Annotated in this window: 18 protein-coding genes, 4 tRNA genes, 1 other RNA gene and 1 pseudogene; 10 read left to right on the forward strand and 14 right to left on the reverse strand. The window is 73.4% G+C overall.

Annotated features, from left to right (window positions below):
- Positions 1 to 78 precede the first annotated feature (78 nt).
- The 4 genes from ACF08D_RS22995 to ACF08D_RS23010 all read right to left on the reverse strand — a co-directional run bounded on the left by ACF08D_RS22995 (position 79) and on the right by ACF08D_RS23010 (position 4,439).
- Positions 79 to 1,365: a hypothetical protein gene (locus tag ACF08D_RS22995; RefSeq protein WP_392224662.1), complete on the reverse strand. Its 1,287-nt coding sequence runs from the start codon at positions 1,363 to 1,365 to the stop codon at positions 79 to 81.
- Between the two features lie 190 nt (positions 1,366 to 1,555).
- Positions 1,556 to 1,897, reverse strand: coding sequence for a hypothetical protein (locus ACF08D_RS23000; RefSeq protein ID WP_392224664.1), 342 nt, complete (start codon positions 1,895 to 1,897; stop codon positions 1,556 to 1,558).
- A 196-nt stretch (positions 1,898 to 2,093) separates the two neighbouring features.
- Positions 2,094 to 3,014, reverse strand: a complete 921-nt coding sequence (locus ACF08D_RS23005; protein ID WP_392224666.1) for a LysR family transcriptional regulator — start codon at positions 3,012 to 3,014, stop codon at positions 2,094 to 2,096.
- Between the two features lie 117 nt (positions 3,015 to 3,131).
- Entirely contained in the window at positions 3,132 to 4,439 is a 1,308-nt protein-coding gene (locus ACF08D_RS23010) for an acetyl-CoA carboxylase biotin carboxylase subunit family protein (protein ID WP_392224668.1), read from the reverse strand.
- Between the two features lie 109 nt (positions 4,440 to 4,548).
- Here ACF08D_RS23010 and ACF08D_RS23015 point away from each other — a divergent pair, with 109 nt between their 5' ends.
- Complete coding sequence (locus ACF08D_RS23015; RefSeq protein ID WP_392224670.1) at positions 4,549 to 5,016, forward strand: tetratricopeptide repeat protein; 468 nt, start codon at positions 4,549 to 4,551, stop codon at positions 5,014 to 5,016.
- On the opposite strand, the pseudogene ACF08D_RS23020 reads toward ACF08D_RS23015, so the two are convergent.
- Positions 4,986 to 5,510, reverse strand: a pseudogene (locus tag ACF08D_RS23020) (hypothetical protein). The gene ACF08D_RS23015 and the pseudogene ACF08D_RS23020 sit on opposite strands and share 31 nt — an antisense overlap.
- Positions 5,511 to 5,583: 73 nt before the next feature.
- Positions 5,584 to 5,671, reverse strand: a tRNA-Ser gene (locus ACF08D_RS23025).
- 108 nt (positions 5,672 to 5,779) lie between these two features.
- On the opposite strand from ACF08D_RS23025, the gene ffs reads away from it, so the two are divergent.
- The 6 genes from ffs to ACF08D_RS23055 all read left to right on the forward strand — a co-directional run bounded on the left by ffs (position 5,780) and on the right by ACF08D_RS23055 (position 14,485).
- Positions 5,780 to 5,876: signal recognition particle sRNA small type (gene ffs, locus ACF08D_RS23030), an RNA gene on the forward strand.
- A gap of 64 nt (positions 5,877 to 5,940) precedes the next feature.
- Complete coding sequence (locus ACF08D_RS23035; protein ID WP_392224672.1) at positions 5,941 to 8,340, forward strand: DNA polymerase III subunit gamma and tau; 2,400 nt, start codon at positions 5,941 to 5,943, stop codon at positions 8,338 to 8,340.
- Between the two features lie 61 nt (positions 8,341 to 8,401).
- The gene (gene purD, locus ACF08D_RS23040; RefSeq protein WP_392224674.1) at positions 8,402 to 9,652 is read left to right on the forward strand and encodes a phosphoribosylamine--glycine ligase; all 1,251 of its coding nucleotides are present in this window, start codon (positions 8,402 to 8,404) and stop codon (positions 9,650 to 9,652) included.
- Positions 9,653 to 9,907: 255 nt separating this feature from the next.
- Positions 9,908 to 11,866, forward strand: coding sequence for a hypothetical protein (locus ACF08D_RS23045; protein WP_392224676.1), 1,959 nt, complete (start codon positions 9,908 to 9,910; stop codon positions 11,864 to 11,866).
- A 165-nt stretch (positions 11,867 to 12,031) separates the two neighbouring features.
- On the forward strand, positions 12,032 to 13,501 hold the full coding sequence (locus ACF08D_RS23050; protein ID WP_392224678.1) for a N,N-dimethylformamidase beta subunit family domain-containing protein: 1,470 nt from the start codon (positions 12,032 to 12,034) through the stop codon (positions 13,499 to 13,501).
- Between the two features lie 84 nt (positions 13,502 to 13,585).
- On the forward strand, positions 13,586 to 14,485 hold the full coding sequence (locus tag ACF08D_RS23055) for a phosphoribosylaminoimidazolesuccinocarboxamide synthase (protein ID WP_392224680.1): 900 nt from the start codon (positions 13,586 to 13,588) through the stop codon (positions 14,483 to 14,485).
- A 43-nt stretch (positions 14,486 to 14,528) separates the two neighbouring features.
- Here the strand turns inward: ACF08D_RS23055 and ACF08D_RS23060 are convergent.
- The 8 genes from ACF08D_RS23060 to ACF08D_RS23095 all read right to left on the reverse strand — a co-directional run bounded on the left by ACF08D_RS23060 (position 14,529) and on the right by ACF08D_RS23095 (position 19,376).
- A tRNA-Gly gene (locus ACF08D_RS23060) sits at positions 14,529 to 14,604 on the reverse strand.
- A 21-nt stretch (positions 14,605 to 14,625) separates the two neighbouring features.
- Positions 14,626 to 15,240 (reverse strand): response regulator, encoded by a 615-nt coding sequence (locus ACF08D_RS23065; protein ID WP_392224750.1) that lies wholly within the window; start codon positions 15,238 to 15,240, stop codon positions 14,626 to 14,628.
- Positions 15,241 to 15,305: 65 nt separating this feature from the next.
- Positions 15,306 to 16,676: a sensor histidine kinase gene (locus ACF08D_RS23070; protein ID WP_392224682.1), complete on the reverse strand. Its 1,371-nt coding sequence runs from the start codon at positions 16,674 to 16,676 to the stop codon at positions 15,306 to 15,308.
- A gap of 21 nt (positions 16,677 to 16,697) precedes the next feature.
- Positions 16,698 to 17,510, reverse strand: a complete 813-nt coding sequence (locus tag ACF08D_RS23075; protein ID WP_392224683.1) for an ABC transporter permease — start codon at positions 17,508 to 17,510, stop codon at positions 16,698 to 16,700.
- A gap of 1 nt (position 17,511) precedes the next feature.
- Complete coding sequence (locus ACF08D_RS23080) at positions 17,512 to 18,438, reverse strand: ABC transporter ATP-binding protein (RefSeq protein ID WP_392224685.1); 927 nt, start codon at positions 18,436 to 18,438, stop codon at positions 17,512 to 17,514.
- 198 nt (positions 18,439 to 18,636) lie between these two features.
- Positions 18,637 to 18,709, reverse strand: a tRNA-Gly gene (locus ACF08D_RS23085).
- Between the two features lie 75 nt (positions 18,710 to 18,784).
- Positions 18,785 to 18,859, reverse strand: a tRNA-Gly gene (locus ACF08D_RS23090).
- A gap of 157 nt (positions 18,860 to 19,016) precedes the next feature.
- Positions 19,017 to 19,376 (reverse strand): Lsr2 family protein, encoded by a 360-nt coding sequence (locus ACF08D_RS23095; RefSeq protein ID WP_392224687.1) that lies wholly within the window; start codon positions 19,374 to 19,376, stop codon positions 19,017 to 19,019.
- Positions 19,377 to 19,714: 338 nt separating this feature from the next.
- Here ACF08D_RS23095 and purS point away from each other — a divergent pair, with 338 nt between their 5' ends.
- From purS to purL, 3 genes are all read left to right on the forward strand, one after another.
- Positions 19,715 to 19,960 carry a phosphoribosylformylglycinamidine synthase subunit PurS gene (gene purS / locus ACF08D_RS23100; RefSeq protein WP_327740224.1) on the forward strand — a complete coding sequence of 82 codons (246 nt, stop codon included), beginning with the start codon at positions 19,715 to 19,717 and terminating at the stop codon, positions 19,958 to 19,960.
- A complete protein-coding gene (purQ, locus tag ACF08D_RS23105) occupies positions 19,957 to 20,637 on the forward strand; it encodes a phosphoribosylformylglycinamidine synthase subunit PurQ (protein WP_392224689.1) in 681 nt (226 codons plus the stop codon). Before purS ends, purQ begins: the two co-directional genes overlap by 4 nt.
- Positions 20,637 to 21,808: phosphoribosylformylglycinamidine synthase subunit PurL (gene purL / locus ACF08D_RS23110; RefSeq protein WP_392224690.1), on the forward strand; the 1,172-nt coding region annotated here is incomplete at its 3' end. The genes purQ and purL, both read left to right, overlap by 1 nt.

The raw sequence follows: 21,808 nt of genomic DNA on the forward strand, positions 1-21,808 counted from the left end.
GGCGGCCGCGCCCACGGTGTGGGAGGGGTGAGAGGAAGAACTCGGGTCGGGTCGTGGGGCTTTGGGCGGGCGGGTGCGTCAGGAGGCGGCGGGGACCTTCCTGCGGAGCGCGACCCGGATCTCCTTGCCGTCCTTGCCCTTGATCATCATCACGGACGGGGTGGAGTGGGTGACGGGCAGCGCCCGCAGCTGCTTCTGGTCGGCCACCCTGGCCTCGTAGTACTCGCGGCCCGCCGGCACGGTGTTGGCCCGCAGCGAGGGGATCGGGCGCTTCTCGACCGGCCAGTCGATGACGTCGTTGCCCGGCTGGTACTCGCTGCCGTCCTCGGGGAGCAGGGTGCGCGGCCGGTTGATCGTGTAGACGTTCTCCAGGTGCTCGAAGGCGTGGCCGACCCCCGGCGGGATCAGCAGGTAGCGCTCCGGGTCGGGGAAGAACCGGTAGGTGACGTCGGCCCCGTAGGTGGGCGAGTCCACCCGGGTGTCGATGAGGTGGAGGGTGACCTCCTGGTCGCGGGGCCCGGCGAAGGTCAGCCGGTCCTCCTGGCCCAGGTGGATGCCGTACGCGTCGTGGGTGTAGCCAATCTCGCCGTGGTCGATGAAGTAGAGCGGGTGCCGGTCCAGGAGGGCGGAGAAGCCGGACTCGGGGCCGGAGGAGATGACCGGGTGCTGGACCCAGCCGACGCCGAACACGTCGGCGAGCGGCTCCCAGTTCTTCCGCGCGTCGCGCTGGGCGAGCCGGCGCAGCTCCACCCGGCGCACGGTGCCGTCGGCGAGCCGTACGTCGCGGGTGACCGGGTACTCGTACGCGACCTTGGGGATCATCGCGCGCTGCTGGGCGGCGACCATGTCGTACCAGAGTTCGCTGGCCGGGTGGGAGTTGGGCCGGTAGAGCGGCAGGTCCTCGTCGGCGACGTCCAGCGGGAGGTTGATGATGTCCGCGTCGGGCTGCCAGTCGAGCGTGCCGTGCACCCACTGCTCGGGGTCGGGCAGGAACAGCTCGTAGGAGTTGATGGTGTTGACGTGTTCCAGGCCGTCGAAGGTGTGCGCCACGCCCGGCGGGATGTAGAGCGCGCGGGCCGAGCCGGGCGCCCAGGTGTGCACCTCGCGGACGCCGGCGGTGGGGGAGCCCTCGCGGCAGTCGATGAAGTGGCCGGTGACGGTCCCGGTGCTCGGGCCGAGGAAGGTCAGGACGTCCGCCTGGCCGAGGTGGATCCCGTAGTGCCCGTAGCTGAACTTCGTCTCGCCGTGGAAGACGAGGGTGGCCGGCCGCAGAGTCGGAAAGGGGACGACATAGGAATCGTTCCCGTTCTCGATACGCCAGTTTTCCTGCCAGCACAGTCCATCAATGGAGAACGACTCGTTCACAATGGTCCCTCTTTCTTTCGTCGTGGCGGCCGGATTTCATGGTGCCGGCCGGCGGCGGGGCGGTGGCCGGAAACAATTCCCGCGCGCTTTCCTGCTCTCTGGAAATTCCGAATCCGGATCGGCGCGGGCCCCGGGGCGGCCCGGGCCCGGACGTGGTGTCCGGGCCCGGACCGTGCCGCCCCCTGCCGCGTCAGGCGAGGATCTCGACCTCGTAGCCCGCGGCCTCGGCGGCGGCGCGCAGGTCCTCGATGGAGGTGGTCGGGAGCTCGTCGAAGATCTCCGCGACGGCGGCCTGCTTGATGCCGGCCAGCGAGGCGGAGAGGCGGGCGGCCTGGTCGGCGCCCTCGAACTTGGTGAACGCCAGGTTCGTCAGGAGCGTCTGGAGGGCCTCGTCGCCGGAGGCGGCGGCCTCGCGGAGCTTCGCCACGGTGGCGTCGTCGACACCGCTCCAGTCGGCGTCGAACTGCGCGCCGGAGGCGTACAGACCGGTCAGCATCTGGTGGGCCTCGGTGGTGATCGCCTGCGTGTTCATGGTCGACTCCTTTTTCGCCGAGCACGGTCACGGTATTTCCGCTTTTTGGGGCGGTCCGTGTTGGTGAGACAATTTCATCAGCGGGCGCGGGGCCGGTCAATGAATCCCTCATCGGCTTATGGCAACCCGGAATTCGGACATCCCGATGGGTGGGCGGCGCGGGATGCTTCGCCCGTGGTCCGGTGCCGGCCGCCGGTCATGCCGCGGCGGCGTTCTGCTCCTGGGCCAGAAAGGCCCCGGCCCGGTCGGCGAACAGCCGCATCTCCCGGGTGGGGGAGCTGCTCCGGCGCCGTACGAGCTGGGTGAACACCTCGAAGGGCGGGCTCCAGGGCAGCGCCACGAGCGTGCCGGCCGCCAGGTCCTCCCGTACGGCCACGGCGGGCAGCAGCCCGACCCCGAGACCGACCGCCGCCCACCGCTTGGTCGACTCGACGGTGCCCGACTCCAGCAGCGGTACGGGCGCCCCGGCCCCCGCCCCCGGCCGGCCGCGCAACTCCGCCGCCAGCAGCCGGTGGTGGCCGCGCCCGGACTCCGGCGCCAGGACAGGGACCCCGCGCAGGTCCGCCGAGGTGACCCGGGCGCGCCCGGCCAGCGGATGCCCGGGGCCGGCGACCGCGACCAGCGGTTCGGGGCCGAGGACCTCGCTGTCCACCCCGCTGTGCCGCGTCTCGGCCGACATCACCAGCCCGAGGTCGACGGTGCCCTGCCGCAGGGCGTGCAGGATCTCCGCCCCCGAGCCCGGCCTGAGCACCAACTGGAGCCCCGGATACCGGTGGTGGAAGTACTCCAGGACGGGCGGCAGCCGGTAGGTGGCGAGCGTCTCCATGGTGCCGATGACCAGCTGGCCCGACGGTTCGGGCGGCCCGGCCGTGGCCCCGCGCGCCTCGTCCGCCAGGGACAGCAGTCTCTCCGCGTACGGCAGCAGCCGCTGCCCGGCCGGGGTGAGCCTGACCTGCCGGCCGGAGAGCCGCTCGAACAGCTCGACTCCCAGGGAGTTCTCCAGCCCCCTGATCTGTCCGGTGACGCTGGACTGCGCGTAGTTGAGTTCGGCCGCCGCCCGGCTGAAGCTGAGCAGTGTGGCGGCCCTCTGGAAGGTCGTGAGCTGGCGAATGTCCACCTGTCGTGTGTCCTCCGGATCGTGGCGTTCGGACGCCTTCCTGGTGCGGTTTCCTGCGGGTCGGTCGTACGGGTCGGTCGTGCGGCTTCCGGGGAGCCCCGGCCGATCGCGGGGTGCTCACGGCGCGGCCGGTGCCGTGCGTACGGGCCGGGGGCGCCGGCCGGTGCCCGCCTCCCACAGCCGCCGGGCGGCGGCCAGGTGCCGGGCGGCCTCGCCGGGGCCGTCGCCGGTGACGACCACCCGGAGGGCGCGGCGGGACCGGACGGGCGCGCGGCCGCTCCGTACCTCGACGTCGTGGACGTACGGCAGGGCCCGCAGCGCGGCGGCCGCGCACTCACCGGACGCCGCGCCCTCCGGGAGGAAGCCGGCCAGGGCGGTGCGGCGGGCGGCGGTCGGGCGCAGCAGCCCGCCGCCCAGCGCGCGGAACGCCTCCGCCTCCAGGTCCGTCCCGCCGGCCAGTTCCACGAGCCGGGGGATGCCGTCCCCGCCGATCCCCGGCCGGGCGGACAGGACACGGGTGCCGGCCGGGGCCCGTACCACCGTGGTGTGCGCGGGGCCGCTCTCGAACCCGGCGAGGTCCAGCAGCGCGCAGACCGCCGACCGGATCTCCGCCTCGGCCCGGTCGCCGAGCGGCGCGGGATGGGTGTGGGAGACCGTCTCGAAGCGCGGCGGCCCCGTGGTGCGGGTGGCGGTGATCCCGGCGACCTGGTGCATCCCGTCGACGCTGAGCGTGTCCACGGCGTACTGCGGGCCGGGCAGGTACTCCTCGACGAGGAAGGGCCCGGGGGTGCCGCGGCCCGCCACCGCCCGCTCCCAGCCGTCGAGGCCGTGCACGTCCCGGACGAGCGCCGCCCGGCAGGCGCCCGGCACACGCGCGGACCTGATCACCACGGGGGCGCCCGCGAACCGCGCCACCGCGTCCCGGACGGCGGCGGTACCGGCGGCCCGCTCGGCCCGTACGCGCAGCCGCGGGTGGCTCCGCAGCAGGTCCCGCATCGCGCCCCGGTCGCCGAGCAGCCGCAGGGCCTCGGCGGGGTTGCCGCCCAGCCCGAGGGCCTGGGCCTCGGCGAGGACGGGGACCACACCGGAGGCGCCGCCCAGGTGCAGGACCTGGGTGATCCGGTGCTCGCGGACGGTACGGGCGACGAGGGCGCGCAGCCCGGCCTCGTCCCCGAGGTCGGCCGGCAGCAGCCGCGCGCAGTGCGGGGCCAGCGCGCCGGGGTACGCCGGCGGGCACAGGGCCGGGTCCCACACCGCCCAGACCCGGCACCCCGCCGCGGCGGCGGCGCGCACCAGCCGCTCCGAGGGCAGCACCATCAGCACGCGCTCCGCCCCCAGGCCGGCGGGCGTGCCCACCGGCGGGGGTCCCGCGTCCCGGGCGGCGGGCGTGCCCACCAGTGGGGTGCCGGGCGGGGTGTCCGTCATGTGGCCGGCCTCCTCCGTCGACTCGCGGCGAGTCTGGCGGGGCGGCTTCCCGATCCGTTCCCTCGCGGTTCCGGCCCCTCCGGGAAGCGGACGCTGCGACGATGTGCGCATGAGTACGACGGAAGACGACCGGCTCCACGAGACGCGCCGCGAACTGCTCGACCTGGCCGCCCGGAACCCGGACGACGCGCGCGTGCAGTACCGCGCCGCCTGCGTCCACGACCGGCTGGGCCTGGAGGCCGAGGCGGTCCCCTTCTACGAGCGCTGCCTGGCCGCCACCGCCCCCGGCCTCCCGGACGAGGACCGCCGCGGCGCCCTGCTGGGCCTGGGCAGCACCTACCGCGTGCTCGGCCAGTACGCCCGCGCCGTGGAGACCCTCCGCCGCGGGGTGGCCGAGTACCCGGACGACGGCGGCCTGCGGACCTTCCTGGCGATGGCCCTCTACAACACGGGCGGCCACCACGAGGCGATGGGCATCCTCCTGGACCTGCTGGCCACCACGAGCGAGGACCCCTCGGTGCGCCAGTACCGCCGGTCCATCGGCCTCTACGCCAAGGACCTCGACTCCACCGTCTGACCCGGCCGCCCGGCGCCCTGCCGACGCGCCCGGGCGCGGAAGACCTGCTCGGTGTGCCAGGCCCGGTACGCGTCGGCGACGGCCCGGGCACCGGGCAGGGGCCCGACGAGCGGCCGCCCCGCGAGCGCGGTGACCTGCTGCCGCGCGGCGGCGCTCCGGCCGGCGAACCGCCGCGAGACGAGGATGCGCGGCCCGTCACCGAGGCCGAGGACGCCCCCGTCGAGGAGCCTGTCCGCCCCGTGCCGGGTGCGCACCTCCCACACCCCGTCACTCACCAGATGGTGAAACGGATGCGGGCGTCGTCCGGTGGGCCGGACCGTACTCGTCCGGCGGCCGCTTGAGGTCCCCTCGACCGCGCTTTACGGCAACTCGCCCCCGGCGTCCCGCTGGAACCGCCCGAGGGCGTAAAGGCAGCCAGCAACGGCTTGTGCGGCGCCCGCGCCCCCGCCCCTGGTCCACTGCCGCAACTGCGCGGCGCGCTCGTCCCAGTCCATGAGAGGTCTGGGAAACGTCGAAGGGCCCCACCGCGAACGGTGGGGCCCTTCGACAACGTGCCCGGTGAGGCACTGGCGGAGGATACGAGATTCGAACTCGTGAGGGGTTGCCCCCAACACGCTTTCCAAGCGTGCGCCCTAGGCCTCTAGGCGAATCCTCCGCCGCAAACAATACAAGACGTTGAGGAGTGCTCGCGAACCCGATCCCCGGGGGGCGTCCGGGGCGGGTCGGGGGTGGACCGGGGCCGCCGGGGATCGGGTAGGCTGGGCGCAGCCCCTCACGTGGCGCTATCTGACTGAACTCCCCCAGGGCCGGAAGGCAGCAAGGGTAGGTCGGCTCTGGCGGGTGCGTGGGGGGCGTTTGCGTGGGCGGGCGGGGTGGTCCGGTGGGCCGGGCCGGTTGTCGGTGGGGCCCGATATCGTCGTAAGGGTGTCGTCCCTTGCGCTGTACCGCCGCTATCGCCCCGAGTCCTTCGCCGAGGTCATCGGGCAGGAGCATGTCACCGACCCGTTGCAGCAGGCCCTGCGGAACAACCGGGTCAATCACGCGTACCTGTTCAGTGGTCCGCGCGGGTGCGGGAAGACGACCAGCGCGCGGATCCTGGCCCGCTGTCTGAACTGTGAGCAAGGTCCCACGCCCACCCCCTGCGGGGAGTGCCAGTCGTGCCGGGACCTGGCGCGGAACGGGCCGGGGTCGATCGACGTCATCGAGATCGACGCCGCGTCCCACGGTGGCGTGGACGACGCCCGTGACCTGCGCGAGAAGGCGTTCTTCGGGCCGGCCGGCAGCCGGTACAAGATCTACATCATCGACGAGGCCCACATGGTCACCTCGGCGGGGTTCAACGCCCTGCTGAAGGTGGTCGAGGAGCCGCCGGAGCACCTGAAGTTCATCTTCGCCACCACGGAGCCGGAGAAGGTGATCGGGACCATCCGGTCGCGCACCCACCACTACCCCTTCCGGCTGGTGCCGCCCGGGACCCTGCGGGACTACCTCGGCGAGGTGTGCGGCAAGGAGCGGATCCCGGTCGAGGACGGTGTGCTGCCGCTGGTCGTGCGCGCGGGCGCCGGGTCCGTGCGTGACTCGATGTCCGTGATGGACCAGCTGCTGGCCGGCGCCGCCGAGGACGGTGTGACGTACGCCATGGCCACCGGCCTCCTCGGGTACACCGACGGCTCCCTGCTGGACTCCGTGGTGGACGCCTTCGCCGCCGGGGACGGGGCCGCCGCGTACGAGGTCGTCGAGCGCGTCATCGAGGGCGGCAACGACCCGCGGCGGTTCGTGACCGACCTGCTGGAGCGGCTGCGTGACCTGGTGATCCTCGCCGCCGTGCCTGACGCCGCCGAGAAGGGGCTCATCGACGCGCCCGCCGACGTGGTGGAGCGGATGCAGGCCCAGGCGTCGGTGTTCGGGGCCGCCGAGCTGAGCCGGGCGGCCGACATCGTCAACGAGGGGCTGACCGAGATGCGGGGCGCGACCTCGCCCCGGCTCCAGCTGGAGCTGATCTGCGCGCGCGTGCTGCTGCCCGCCGCGTTCGGCGACGAGCGGTCCCTGCTGGCACGGCTCGACCGGCTGGAGCGCGGGTCGGCGATCCAGGGCGCCGCCTTCCAGGCGACGGGCCCGGGACCCGCGATGGGGTACGTCCCCGGGCCCGAGGCCCACGACCAGACGCCGCCGCCCGTCCCGGGTGGCGGGCCCGCCGCCGCGCGTGCCGCGGTACGGGGCCCCGGCGACGCCCCGGCGGGGGCACCCGCCCCGGCGCCCCCCGCCGCACCGGCCCCTTCCGCCCCGGTTCCCGCCGCCGCACCGGGCTCCTCCGCCCCTGCTCCCGCCGCACCGGCCGGGCAGCCGTCCGCCGGGCAGCCGTCCGCCGCGCCCGCCTCCGGTGGGGCGGCACGTCCCGGGGCGTGGCCGTCCGCCGCCGCGCCCGGCTCCCAGCAGGGCGGGGGGCGCCCGGGGGCCTGGCCCACCGCGTCCGCGCCGTCCTCCGCGGGGCCCGCGCAGCCGGAGGCACCCGCGCCCGCCAGCCCGGCCGCCCCGGCGCCCGGCCCCGCCCCGTCGGGCGGCGCCCCGACCGGTGCCCCGGCGCCAGGTGCCGCCCCCGGCATGGCCCAGGGCGCCGGCCAGGTGCGGAACATGTGGCCGGACATCCTGGAGGCCGTCAAGAACCGCCGCCGCTTCACCTGGATCCTGCTCAGCCAGAACGCACAGGTGGCCGGCTTCGACGGCACCACCCTCCAGCTCGGCTTCCTCAACGCCGGCGCCCGGGACAACTTCGCCGGCAGCGGCAGCGAGGACGTCCTGCGCCAGGCGCTCGCCGAGCAGTTCAACGTCCAGTGGAAGATCGAGGCGATCGTCGACCCCTCGGGCGGCTCCGCGCCTCCGGCGTCCTCCGGCGGCGGCTTCGGCAGCGGCGGTCACGGCTCCGGCGGCCCGGCAGGCGGCTACGGCGGAGGCGGTGGCAGTGCCGGGGGTTACGGCGGCGGCCCGGGCGGCGGAGGCAGCGCGGGTGGCGGGGGCTACGGAACCGGCGGCGCCCGCCCGTCCGGGGCCGCCGCGCAGGACGCCCCCCGCTCCGTACCGCAGGCGCCGCAGCCGGGCCAGTCGCCGCAGGGCCCGCAGGGGCGGGCACCGGGGAGCGCGGCCGAGCCCGCTCCGGGCGGCCCCGCGGAGCCCCCGAGACAGCCGGCCGCCCGGCAGCCGGTCCGGCCCGAGGACGACATGCCGGAGGACGACGATCCGGATCTCGTCGACTCGGCGCTCTCCGGCCACGAGCTGATCGTGCGCGAGCTGGGGGCGACCGTGGTGGAGGAATATACGAACGAGTAGCGGCGTCCCGCTCGGAGGCCCGGACAAAAGTGGTCCGGGCGCGCGGGCTACCCTGGCTGGCGTGAAGGTCCTCGTCATCGGCGGCGGCGCCCGCGAACACGCCCTGTGCCGCTCTCTCTCGCACGATCCCGACGTCACCGCTCTGCACTGCGCGCCCGGCAACGCCGGTATCGCGGAGGTCGCGGAGCTCCACCAGGTCGACGCCCTCGACGGCGCGGCCGTGGCCCGTCTCGCCACCGACCTGGGGGCCGGACTCGTCGTCGTCGGCCCCGAGGCACCGCTCGTCGCCGGGGTCGCCGACGCCGTGCGCGCGGCCGGCATCGCCTGCTTCGGCCCCTCGCGCGACGCCGCGCGGCTGGAGGGCTCCAAGGCGTTCGCCAAGGACGTGATGGCCGCCGCCGGCGTCCCCACGGCCCGCTCGTACGTCTGCGCCACCCCCGAGGAGATCGACGCGGCGCTCGACGCCTTCGGCGCCCCGTACGTCGTCAAGGACGACGGTCTCGCGGCCGGCAAGGGCGTCGTCGTCACCGACGACGTCGAGGAGGCCCGCGCCCACGCGCGCTCCTGCGACCGCGTGGTCATCGAGGAGTTCCTCGACGGTCCCGAGGTCTCCCTCTTCGCCATCACCGACGGCACGACCGTGCTGCCCCTCACCCCCGCGCAGGACTTCAAGCGCGCCCTCGACGGCGACGCGGGCCCCAACACCGGTGGCATGGGCGCCTATTCGCCCCTCCCGTGGGCCGACCCCGGGCTGGTCGACGAGGTCATGGCGAGCGTGCTGCAGCCGACGGTCGACGAGCTGCGCCGGCGCGGCACGCCGTTCCAGGGCCTGCTGTACGCGGGGCTGGCGATCACCTCGCGCGGAGTACGGGTCATCGAGTTCAACGCCCGCTTCGGCGACCCCGAGACACAGGTCGTCCTCGCGCGACTCAGGACGCCGCTCGCCCGGGTGCTGCTGCACGCCGCCGAGGGCACCCTGGACAGCCGCCCGCCGCTGGCCTGGCACGACGACGCCGCCGTCACCGTGGTGGTCGCCTCGCACAACTACCCCGGCACCCCGCGCACCGGCGACCCGATCGAGGGCCTGGACGACGTCGTGGTGAAGGACGAGCCGCACGCGTACGTGCTGCACGCCGGGACCCGGCGCGAGGGCGACGCGATCGTCAGCGCCGGCGGACGCGTCCTGTCCGTCACCGCGACCGGAAAGGACCTCGCGCAGGCCCGGGAGCGGGCGTACGCGGCGGTCGGACGCATCCGGCTCGACGGTTCCCAGCACCGTACGGACATCGCGCGCAAGGCCGCCGGAGAGTGAGACCGACCGGACGCTGAACCGTCCGCACCTTTACCCAAAGCCATTCCATCGAGTGACGGCTGCCCCATCCGGATGACGCCCGGCGGTGCCCCAACTAGGGTGCCGCGCAAGCGTTCCGGCACTTGGCCCACCGGCATTGCGATGTCAGTGGCGGGTGCCACAGTGGGGAAGTGAGCAACACCGCCACCAGGCAGCCCGCCACCAGGCAGAAGGGGGTGACGTACGGCCGTGTCCGATTCCGGTGCTCGTCTCGGGATGGGTGAGGAGCGGGGCGCGCGCGCCGCGCACGCCCACGCTCTGGCCGTGCTGCGGGTGCGCGGCAGGGCGCTTGCCGTGGCCCTGCTGCCCGCCGCTCTGGCCGTCGTGCTGCTCACCGGCGGTGCCACCGGGCACCTCACCGGAGCGGGCTGGGACGTCGCGCGCCAGGTGGTGTCCGTGCTCGCGGTGGTCGTGCTGCTCGCCGCGGCGGCCGTCGCGGCCGTCATCGCGCGGGCCAGGCCCGCCCTGACGCCCACGGTGGAGATCCCCCGGGAGTCCGCGCCCGACCTGTACCGAATGGTGCAGGACCTCGCCGCACGGCTGGACGTCCCGGCGCCGTCGGCCATAGCGCTGACCCCGGACTGCGACAGCTGGCTGGAGGACCGCACGCACCGGGCGCACGGCGGCGCCGGCCCCGCGCGCGGCGCGCACCGCCCGGGCGCCGCGCCCGTGCTGGTCATAGGCTCCCCGTTCCTGTGGTGGATGCGGGTCGCCGAGCTGCGGGCGGTGCTGGCCCCCGTCGTCGCCGGCACCGGCCCGTCCGCCCACCCCGACATAGCGGCGGCCCGCCGGTTCGTCCGGGGGCTGGACGCGGCGATCGCGGTGGCGGACCGGCCGGGTCTCGACCCGTTCCGGCGGCTGGGCGCGCGGTGCGTCGGGGCCGTGGTGCGGCTGCTTCTGCGGGGGTGCCGGGCGCACGCCGCCGAGATGGAGCGGGGCGTGGCCGCGGCGGCGTCGGAGCGGGCGCAGGCGGTGGACTACGGCCTGCGGATCGCCGCCCAGGAGCAGGTCGGCCTGGCGTACGCGGGCTGGGACCGGCTGCTGACCCGGGTGGCCCTGCCCGCCTGGCGCATGGGCCGCTGGCCGTCCCGGCTGGACGCGGGCGTGGTGTCGGCGCTGACCGAGCTGTCCCGGCGCGACCGGCTCGCCGAGGGCTTCACCTCCCGGCTGGGCGAGCGCCCGGCGTGCGACCTGCTGGAGGAGCCCGGTCTCGTCGACGAGGCCACCTCGCTGCTGGCCGCCCGCCTCTTCCACGGTGGACCCGTGCAGACCGGTCCCGACTGGGCGCCGGTGGACTGGCAGCAGTATCCGGACGAGGTCGTCGACCGCAAGTGGCGTACGGAGGCGGCCCGCCTCCACCGGGTCCTCGACCGGCTCGGGGTCGACCGGGGCGCGGACGCCACCCTGGACCGGGTGATGGACCACCTGGTGGCGGCCAGGACGGGCGAGACGCTCGCCGCCGCGATCACCGCCGAGATGTCCCGCGAGGCCGTGACGGGCGCCCCCGCGTCCCCGCCAGCCGCTTCCGTCTCTCCGGCAGCCCCGGAGGCCCCTGCGTCCCCGGAGGCACCCCCGTCCCCGGAGGCACCCGCGTCCCCGGAGACGTCAGCCGGCCCGGCGGACCACCAGCCCCATGAGCGCCTCGCGCCGCCGGAGGCCCCTGCCTGCCCTGAGACCTCAGCTTCCCCGGAGTCCCCCGCGTCTCCGGCCGCCCCGGAGGTCCCTGCCTCCCCGGAGACCTCCGCCTCCCCGGCCGCACACGAGCCCCCCGTGTCGCCCGAGCCCCCCGCGCCCTCGGACGGCTCCGCCACACCCGCCGCACCCGGCACCGCCCCGCCCGCCCCGCCCCTGTCCGTCCCCGGCGACCTGGACCATGCCGCGTGGGGCCCCGGGGGCGACGCGCTGCCGCTGTTCCCGTTGCAGCCGCCGCGCGGCGAGCGGGAGCTGCTGGCCGACCATGTGACCGCCATGGTGTGCTGCGCCGCCGTCGACACCGCCGGCGCCGCACCCGGTCTCGACTGGCTGGACGGGCCGACGCTCCTCGTGGCGGGCAAGCGCCACCCCGACCTGGCCGCCCGGGTGCTGAGCCTCATAGAGGACGCCGATCCGGAGCCGCTGCGCAGCTGGCTCACGACCGTCGGCGTACGCCCCGAGAAGCCCGTCCGCCTCGTATGACCCACTCGCTGCCGCCCCGGCGGGGCACGGAACCGGCGCACCACGAATGGAATGCGACGTTCCACTCTCATCGATTCACGACGAACGGTGACGGCATGCGTGCGTTATGTGATGTGCTGGAGACCGGCACTGACAGTCGCGGGGGAGACGAGGGAGGGGCGCAGCATGGGGGCGGAGCAGATCCGGCGGTGGGAATCGGGGGCCCTCGCCCACGCCGTGTCGGACCCGTTCGGCCAGGGGCCGCTGCCCTGGCTGCGAGGCAGTGAGCAGTACTTCGGCGACACCGGCCAGGTCGTTCCCTGGTACGTGGACCCGGCTCTCGCCCCCGGTGGCAAGGGGCACCACACCGGGCCGCGCTCCGCCGACGACGTACGGCGCCAGATCAAGGGCTTCACCTCCGCCGGAGCGGTCGCGCCCGGCGAGGCGATCGATTTCCACATCACCGTGGACCCTCCGCAGCAGTTCTCGGTCGACGTCTATCGCATCGGGCACTACGCGGGCGACGGCGCCTCCAAGATCATCACCAGTCCGCGGCTCTCGGGCATCGTGCAGCCGCCCCCGCTCGCCGCCGACCGGACGGTCTCCTGCCACCACTGGTGGCTCTCCTGGCGGCTCCAGGTCCCGTCGTACTGGTCCATCGGCGCGTACGTGGCGGTGCTCACCACCGCCGACGGGTACCGCTCGCACATCCCGTTCACCGTCCGCGACAGCCACCCCGCCGACCTGCTCCTGCTGATGCCGGACATCACCTGGCAGGCGTACAACCTCTACCCGGAGGACGGCCGCACCGGCGCCAGCCTCTACCACGCGTGGGACGAGGAGGGCCGTCTCCTCGGCGAGGAGGACGCCGCCATCACGGTGTCCTTCGACCGTCCGTACGCGGGGGCCGGGCTGCCGCTGCACGTCGGCCACGCGTACGACTTCATCCGCTGGGCGGAGCGGTACGGATACGACCTGGCGTACGCCGACGCCCGCGACCTGCACGCCGGCCGCGTCGACCCCTCCCGCTACCGCGGCCTGGTCTTCCCCGGCCACGACGAGTACTGGTCGCTGCCCATGCGCCGGACCGTGGAGCAGGCCCGCGACCTGGGCACCTCGCTGGTGTTCCTGTCCGCCAACACCATGTACTGGCAGGTCGAGCTGTCGCCGTCCCCGTCAGGGGTCCCCGACCGGCTGCTGACCTGCCGCAAGCGCCGCGGGCCGGGCAGACCCGCGCTGTGGCGGGAGGTGGACCGCCCGGAGCAGCAGCTACTCGGCATCCAGTACGCGGGCCGGGTGCCCGAGCCGCACCCGATGGTCGTCCGGAACGCCGAGCACTGGCTGTGGGACGCCACCGGGGCCGGTGAGGGCGACGAGCTGCCGGGCCTCGTCGCCGGCGAGGCCGACCGGTACTTCCCCCGGACCGCCCTCCCCGAGCACCGGCGGCGCATCCTGCTCGCCCACTCCCCCTACCGGGACGGCGAGGGCCATGTGCGCCACCAGGAGACCTCCCTGTACCGGGCCCCCTCCGGGGCGCTCGTCTTCGCGTCGGGCACCTTCGCCTGGTCACCCGCCCTGGACCGGCCGGGTCATGTGGACGTCCGCGTCCAGCGCGCCACGGCCAACCTCCTGGACCGGATCTGTAAACGGGACTAGCGCACTCCGCGCGACCCCTGGCCGAAGCCCTGGCTCCGGATGCGGGAGAATCGGAGCGATTGGACAGAACCACGGGGAGGAACCGTGTCCGGATTCGTCGAAAAGCCCGAGCCCGTCCAGGTGCCGGGCCTGGTGCATGTGCACACCGGCAAGGTGCGCGACCTGTACCGGAACGAGGCGGGCGACCTCGTCATGGTCGCCAGTGACCGCATGTCCGCCTACGACTGGGTGCTGCCCACCGAGATCCCCGACAAGGGACGCGTCCTCACCCAGCTGTCGCTGTGGTGGTTCGACCTGCTCGCGGACCTCGTCCCGCACCACGTGATCTCCACCGAGGTGCCCGAGGGCGCCCCCGCCGACTGGGCGGGCCGCACCCTGATCTGCCGGTCGCTGAAGATGGTCCCGGTCGAGTGCGTGGCCCGCGGCTACCTCACCGGCTCGGGGCTCACCGAGTACGACCAGACCCGCACCGTCTGCGGCCTGGCCCTCCCCGAGGGGCTCACCAACGGCTCGGAGCTGCCCGCGCCGATCTTCACCCCCGCCACCAAGGCGGCCGTCGGCGAGCACGACGAGAACGTGTCGTACGAGGAGGTCGCACGCCAGGTCGGCGCGGAGACCGCCGCCCAGCTGCGCCAGTCGACCCTGGCCGTCTACTCCCGCGCCCGGGACATCGCCCGCGACCGGGGGATCATCCTCGCGGACACCAAGTTCGAGTTCGGTCTCGACGACGACGGCCTGGTCCTCGCCGACGAGGTGCTGACGCCCGACTCCTCCCGCTTCTGGCCCGCCGCCACCTGGGAGCCGGGCCGCGCGCAGCCCTCGTACGACAAGCAGTACGTCCGCGACTGGCTGACCTCGCCCGCCTCGGGCTGGGACCGCCGGAGCGAGCAGCCCCCGCCGCCGCTGCCGCGCGAGGTGGTGGAGGCCACCCGCGCCAAGTACCTGGAGGCGTACGAGGTACTGACCGGCACGAGCTGGACCTGAGCAACGAGAAAGCCCCCGGCCGACCGGCCGGGGGCTTTCTTCATGGAGCGGACGACGAGGCTCGAACTCGCGACCTCAACCTTGGCAAGGTTGCGCTCTACCAACTGAGCTACGTCCGCATGCGCCGTGGCGCGAGACCACTATACCCAACCTCGCTCCCGAGCGAGACGCGCCGCCGCATGACGGTTCTCGGCGCCCAGTTTCGAGGCGGCCGACGACAGGTAGTTCCGTACGGTCCCGGGCGACAGGGAGGCGCGCTCGGCGATCTCCGCGACGGGCGCCCCGTCCACCGCCAGCTCCAGCACCTCCGCCTCGCGGGCGGTCAGCGGGGAGTCGCCGGCGGAGATCGCGTCGGCCGCCAACTCCGGGTCCACATAACGGTTTCCGGCGTGGACGGTACGGATGATCTCGGCGAGCCGCTGGGCGCTCACGGTCTTCGGCACGAAGCCCCGCACCCCCGCCGCGAGCGCCCGCTTGAGGTGCCCGGGACGCCCGTGACCGGTGACGATCATGGTGCGGCAGTCCGGCAGTTCGGCCCGCAGCGATGTGGCGACCTTCACACCGTCGGCGCCCGGCATCTGGAGGTCCAGCACCGCCACGTCGGGCCGGTGCGCCCGCGCCATGGCGAGCGCCTCGGGCCCGGACGCCGCCTCGGCGACGACCACGAGGTCGTCCTCCAGCCCGAGGAGCGCCGCCAGCGCGCCCCGGATGAGGTGCTCGTCGTCGGCCAGCAGGACGCGTACGGCGCCGGTCACCGGGCCGCCGGACACGGTCCCGTTCACCGGGTCGCCGGACGCGGCGCCGTTCACCGGGCCGCCCGTCACCGTGCCCCCTCCGGGACGGCAGCGCCCGCCGGCACCCTCGCCGTCAGCCGGAACCGCCCGTCGCCCGCCCGGCCCGCCTCCAGCGTCCCGTCGAGCGCCGCGAGCCGCTCCCGCAGCCCGGCCAGCCCCGACCCCGCGCCCGAATCCGTACCCGTACCCGTACCCGTACCCGAATCCGAATCCGCACCCGCACCCGAGGGCGAAGACCCCGCCCCCGACAACGAAGCCCCGGTCCCCGACCTCGCCCCCGACAACGAAGCCCCGGTCCCCGACCTCGCCCCCGACCCCGAAGCCGCGCCGGACACACCGTCCGCCCCGTCGTTCTCCACCACCAGCACCGCACACCCCTTCTCGGCGCGCACCGACACCGAGCACGCCCGCGCGTCCCCGTGCCGCAGCACGTTCGTCGTCCCTTCCCGCACCACCCACGCCAGCGCCGACTGCACCGCCGCCGGCAGCTCCACGTCCGGCTCCCGCACCGTGCAGGTGATCCCGGCCGCCGCCAACACGCTCCGGGCGCCCTCCAGTTCGGTGTGCAGGTCCGCCTCCCGGTAGCCGCGCACCACGTCGCGCACCTCCCGCTGCGACTCCCGCGCGATGCGCTGCACCTCGGTCATCTGGTCCACCGCCGCCTCGGTGCTGCCCCGGCGGGCCAGCCGTACCGCAAGCTCGCTCTTCAGCGCGACCACCGACAGATTGCGGCCCATCACGTCGTGCAGGTCGCGCCCGAACCGCAGCCGCTCCTCGGCGACCGCGAGCCGCGCCTGCAGCTCCCGGGCCGCGTCCAGCTCCCACACCGTACGCAGCAGCCACGCGGAAAAGCCGCTCGTACCGGCCAGGAACAGCGCCGCGATCAGCACCCCGATCGTGAAGCCGGCCACCTCGGGCGCCGGCATCCCCAGCAGGAGGCACCACAGCCCCGTACCGCCGGCGGCGGCCAGCACCAGCAGCAGCACGTGCCGGTTGTCGGGGATGCCCAGGACGATCGCGCAGACGCCGAAGCCCAGCAGGCCGACGACCATGGTCGCCACGGTCTCCAGGTCCCGTGCGTCACCGAACCGGAGGAGCGTGAGCACCCCCGCTGCCAGGACGCCCGACACGAACCCGTGCGCCACCATCAGCCCCGCCGGGCGCGCCCGGCGCCCCACGACCCAGTCCAGTGCCCGGGACGACACCACCGCCCCGAGCGCGGCGTGCGCGGTCACCAGGAGGAACAGCCAGCCGGCGAGCGGCGCGGACGCCCGGCCGAGCACGCCCAGACCGATGGCGGCCACTTCGAGCAACACGAACAGGTGGTAGGACCACCGCGTGTACAGCTCGACCTTCTGCGGCTTGCTCCGCCGGCTCCACCAGCCGGTCAGCTTCATCCTCGTACTCCCCGCTCAGGGTCAGCGCCTCGGCTCCCAGCGGAACCACCGCTGCACAGCAAACACCGAGAGCGCCGTCCAGGCCAGCGCCGTGAGCGCGGCCCCCAGCAGCTCACCGCCGTCACCACCACCGCCGCCCAGCCAGCCGGCGCGCACCAGCGTCATCACCCCGCTCAGCGGCAGCAGCTCGCACACCGAGGCGACCTTCTCCGGGAGCACCTCCAGCGGCACGAACAGCCCCGAGCCGACGCTGGACACCAGGAACAGCGGCATGGTGGTGATCTGCGCGCTCTCCACGGTGCGGGTGACCGCCGCCGTCGCCCCGGCCAGCGCCACCAGCATCACCACGCCCAACAGCACGCCGGCGACCAGCAGTTCCGGCCGCTGCGGACCGTCCACGCCGAGGGCGGCCACCCCGCCGGCCACGATCAGCGCGCTCTGGCCGAGGGCCAGCAGGATCGCCGGCAGCGCGGTCCCGGCCAGGATCTCGTGGTCGGCCGCCTCGCCCGTGCGGAGCCGCTTCAGGACCAGCTCCTCGCGCCGGGCCACGTACGCGGAGGTGAGGTTGAGGTAGACCACGAGGATCAGCATCATCACCAGGCCCCCGCTGAGGGCGGCCTCGACGGCGCTCATCCCGGCCCTGCCCAGCTCGACCTGGTCCAGGGTGGACCGCAGCACCCCCACCATCAGCAGCGGCATCAGCAGCGCCGTGAAGAGCGCGTACTTGTTCCGTACGAGGAGGGTCAGTTCGGCCCGCCCCAGGGCGCTCATGCGCCGGGCCACCGTGCTGGCCGCCCCGTCCCCGGCCGCACCCGTCGTCGTGTTCGCCGCCATGTCAGACACCCACCGTCTCGTGCTTCTCACTCTGCTCGTTCTGCGCGATGTCGAGGAAGGCCTCCTCGAGGGAGGCGGACCGGGCGTCGAGCCCTTCGAGCCGTACGTCCGACTCGCGGGCCCACGCGAGCAGTTCGCCGAGCGCGTCCTGGAGTCCATGGGTACGGATCTCCACGTCCCGTCCCGTGGCGGCGGCCCGCAGCGTCAGGGGCAGCCGCCCGGCCGGCACCCCTTCGGGCAGGGTGAAGCGGATGCGCGCGGGCCGGGCGGCCGTCACCTCGGCGGGCGTCCCGGAGGTCACGATCCGGCCCCGGTGCATGATGGCGAGCCGGTCGGCGAGGGCCTCGGCCTCCTCCAGGTAGTGCGTCGTCAGCAGCACGGTCGTGCCGCCGTCGCGCAGCCGCCGCACCAACTCCCAGGTGTCGCGGCGCCCTTCGGCGTCGAGCCCGGTCGACGGCTCGTCCAGGAACAGCACCTCGGGCCGCCCGAGCAGCGCCAGCGCCAGGTCGAGCCGCCGCTTCTCGCCGCCCGACAGCTGCTTGACGCGCACCCGGGCCCGGCCGGCCAGCCCCACGGTCTCCAGCGCCTCCCCGGCCGGCCGGGCACCGCTGGTGCAGCCGGCCCACATCCGTACGGTCTCGGCGACGGTGAGGTCGGAGGGGAAGCCGCCCTCCTGGAGCATCATGCCGATCCGGGGCCGGACGGCGGAGCGTTCGGTGTACGGATCGTGCCCGAGCACCCGCACGGTGCCGCCGCTCGGGCGGGCCAGCCCCTCCAGCAGCTCCACCGTGGACGTCTTGCCCGCGCCGTTCGTACCGAGCAGCGCGAAGATCTCCCCGGAGGCCACGGAGAAGGTGATCCCGGCCACGGCCTCGAACCCGCCGGCGTAACGGCGCCGGACGTCCCGCGCCTCCATCACATTGGTCATGTCCTAAGGCTTCCGCCCCGCACGCGGCGCGGGCAGGCCGCGCTGTCACCGGTCGGCGATGACAAATGTCATCAGGTGTCATGCGGTGTCATGCGGGTGTCGTCCGGTGCCGTCCGGTGCCGTCCGGTGTCATCGGGGTGTCAATCGGCCCGGAACGCCGAAGGCCCCGGTCGTGATGACCGGGGCCTTCGTACTCTGAGCGGACGACGAGATTCGAACTCGCGACCCTCACCTTGGCAAGGTGATGCTCTACCAACTGAGCCACGTCCGCATGCTCCCGACCGGCTCTCACCGGGCGGTGCGAACACCACTGTACCTGATCCTCGAAGAGGGTCGGTACGTGATGTGGAGCGGGTGACAGGAATCGCACACTGCGCCTCCCCCCTGGAAGGGGGGTGTTCTACTACTGAACTACACCCGCACGCTCCGTGAGGTCCGGGGCCTTTCGGCCTCGCCCCTCGGCGTGATCCAGACTCTAGCGGATCACCTGGGGTGTTGCGCAACTCGGAGCCTCCGGGGGCGGTTGCCGGGGGCTGCCGCTCCCGCCCCCCGCCGGTCTCCGTCCGGCTCAGCTGGCCTCAGCTCGCCTCGCGGAAGGCCTCGTAAACCCGCTTGGGGATCCGGCCGCGGGCCGGGACGTCCATCTTGTTCGACTGCGCCCAGGCGCGTACCGCCGCCGGGTCGGGTTCGAGCGAGGTGTGCTTGTACGAGCCGCGGGAGCGTCCCGCCGCCGTACCGGCCGTGCCGCCGCCCTGCCGGGCCCCGGCCTGCTTGCGGCCGGCCGCCATGTACGGCTGGAGGGCCTTGCGCAGTTTCTTTGCATTGGCGGGATTGAGGTCGATCTCGTACGTCTTACCGTCGAGGCCGAAGGTGACCGTTTCCGCCGCTTCTCCTCCGTCGATGTCGTCGAAGAGCGTGACCACTACGCGCTGCGCCACGGATACCGGTCCTTTCACGCGGTGTGCCGCCCTTGCCTGTCAGGCCGATGTGTGACATGTCTGACGTGCGGCGATACCGGATTTACGGCTGTTGAGGGGCAATGCTGCTTTCCTCTGTATTCCTTTGTACAGCGGAAGGCGCGGCATTGCGAAGTCCAGCCAATTGCATCCGCGTGTCCGAGGCAATGGTCCGGAGCATTTTTTCCCGTGATTTTTCCCGGCGGTTCCGTCCGTGTTCGCGTGGTCATTTGTAGGGACCTCCAGATGTCTACTCGCGTAGAATTTGGAGACAGGTACGCTGAGGGAACCGCCCACGCAACACACCACCGGGAGTGCCAGTGGCACGCGTCGTAGTCGACGTCATGCTCAAGCCGGAGATCCTCGACCCGCAGGGCCAGGCGGTGCAGCGCGCACTGCCCCGCCTCGGTTTCGAGGGGATCGCCGACGTCCGTCAGGGAAAGCGTTTCGAGCTGGATGTGGAGGGGCCGGTGGACGACGCCGCCCTTGCCCGTATCCATGAGATGGCCGAGACGTTCCTCGCCAACACCGTCATCGAGGACTTCGTCGTGAGGGTGGAGTCGTGACCGCTCGGATCGGGGTCGTCACCTTCCCCGGGACGCTCGACGACCGGGACGCGCTGCGCGCGGTCCGGCTCGCGGGCGCGGAGCCCGTATCGCTGTGGCACCGCGACAAGGACCTCAAGCAGGTCGACGCGGTCGTACTGCCGGGCGGGTTCTCCTACGGCGACTACCTGCGGGCCGGCGCGATCTCGCGGTTCTCGCCGGTGATGGAGACGGTCATCGAGCAGGCGAAGGCCGGGATGCCGGTCCTGGGCATCTGCAACGGCTTCCAGGTGCTGACGGAGTCGCACCTGCTGCCGGGTGCGATGCTGCGCAACAACCACCTGCACTTCATCTGCCGCGACCAGAAGCTGCGGGTGGAGAACGCGCAGACCGCCTGGACCTCCGACTACGCCCCGGGCCAGGAGATCGAGGTCCCGCTCAAGAACATGGACGGCCGGTATGTGGCCGACGAGCGGACGCTGGACGAGCTGGAGGCGGAGGGCCGGGTGGCGTTCCGCTACCTGGACGTCAACCCCAACGGCTCGCTGCGGGACATTGCCGGCATCACCAACGCCGCGGGCAATGTCGTCGGCCTGATGCCGCACCCCGAGCACGCGGTCGAGCCGCTGGTCGGTACGGGCAAGACGGACGGCCTGGGTTTCTTCACGTCGATTCTCAAGAAGCTGGTCAACGCCTGATGACTCTGGACACCGTCAAGCACGCCACCGAGACCCCCGACGTCGAGCAGCCGTGGGCCGAGCTCGGCCTGAAGAAGGACGAGTACGCGCGCATCCGGGAGATCCTGGGCCGCCGTCCTACGGGTGCCGAGCTGGCCATGTACTCGGTGATGTGGTCGGAGCACTGCTCGTACAAGAGCAGCAAGGTGCATCTGAAGCAGTTCGGTGAGAAGGCCCCCGAGAACGACGCGATGCTCGTCGGCATCGGTGAGAACGCGGGCGTCGTGGACGTCGGCCAGGGGTACGCGGTGACTTTCAAGGTCGAGTCGCACAACCACCCCTCGTACATCGAGCCGTATCAGGGTGCGGCGACCGGTGTGGGTGGCATCGTCCGCGACATCCTCGCCATGGGTGCCCGCCCGGTCGCGGTCGTCGACCCGCTGCGGTTCGGTGCGGCCGACCACCCCGACACCAAGCGCGTCCTGCCGGGTGTGGTGGCGGGCATCGGCGGGTACGGCAACTGCCTGGGTCTGCCGAACATCGGCGGCGAGGTCGTCTTCGATGAGTGCTACCAGGGCAACCCGCTGGTCAACGCCGGCTGCATCGGTGTGATGCGCCACGAGGACATCCACCTCGCGAAGGCGTCCGGCCCGGGCAATAAGGTCATTCTGTACGGTGCCCGCACCGGTGGTGACGGCATCGGCGGCGTCTCGGTCCTCGCCTCCGAGACCTTCGACGACACCAAGCCCACCAAGCGCCCGGCGGTGCAGGTCGGTGACCCGTTCCAGGAGAAGCTCCTGATCGAGTGCACCCTGGAGATCTTCGCCGAGAAGCTCGTCGCCGGCATCCAGGACCTCGGCGGCGCGGGCCTGTCGTGTGCCACCTCGGAGCTGGCTTCGGCCGGTACCGGTGGTATGCGCGTCGAGCTGGACACGGTGCCGCTGCGCGACGCGTCGCTCTCGCCGGAGGAGATCCTCATGAGCGAGTCGCAGGAGCGGATGTGCGCGATCGTGGAGCCGCAGCACGTCGAGCGCTTCATGGAGATCTGCGAGAAGTGGGACGTCATCGCCACCGTCATCGGTGAGGTGACCGACGGGGAGCGGCTGGAGATCTTCTGGCACGGCGAGCAGATCGTGGACGTGCCCCCGGGCACGGTCGCCCACGAGGGCCCGACCTACCACCGCCCCTACGC

The sequence above is a fragment of the Streptomyces sp. NPDC015131 genome (assembly GCF_043079975.1).
Taxonomy (GTDB): domain Bacteria; phylum Actinomycetota; class Actinomycetes; order Streptomycetales; family Streptomycetaceae; genus Streptomyces.